Annotated in this window: 1 protein-coding gene; it reads left to right on the top strand. The window is 65.6% G+C overall.

Annotation, left to right across the window (positions count from 1 at the left end; genetic code table 11):
* On the top strand, positions 1-511 hold a 511-nt coding region (locus ACJ6WD_RS41395), incomplete at both ends, for an SRPBCC family protein (protein ID WP_407617834.1).

Here is a 511-nt window from a genome sequence, read left to right as displayed (position 1 = left end):
ACCTCGCCGAACGGGCCGGTGACAAGCTGACCGACGTCACGGATCAACTCTCCGACGTCGCCGACAACGGAGGCTCGCTCGCAGGAATGGGGGCCGCCCTCCTCGGTGGTGGATCGCCCGTGAAGAAGCTGGTCGGGGGAGCGGTGAAGGGCCTCGGCGGCAATGTGCTGGAGAAGGTCAAGGAGACCTTCGGCGGGGGCAAACGCTCTTCGGGGGACCGGAAGGTCACCAACATCGTCGAGGTCATCGACGTCGGGCTGCCGGTACGCACCGTCTACAACCACTGGACGCAGTTCGAGAAGTTCAGCAGTTTCACCAAGGGCGTGCGTGACGTCTCGACGAGCGACGAGGTGACGACGCACTGGAAGGCCAAGGTCGGCCCCTCAACCCGCACGTGGAAGGCCACCGTGCTGGAGCAGGTGCCCGACGAGCGCATCATCTGGACGTCCGAGGGCGCCAAGGGTTCGACGCGGGGAATGGTGAGCTTCCACGAGGTCACGTCCGACCTCAC

It is taken from the genome of Streptomyces sp. VTCC 41912, assembly GCF_045799175.1.
Lineage (GTDB): Bacteria > Actinomycetota > Actinomycetes > Streptomycetales > Streptomycetaceae > Streptomyces > Streptomyces albulus_C.
The sequence above is the reverse complement of the archived record's forward strand: the minus strand, read 5'-3'. Positions and strand labels throughout refer to the sequence as shown.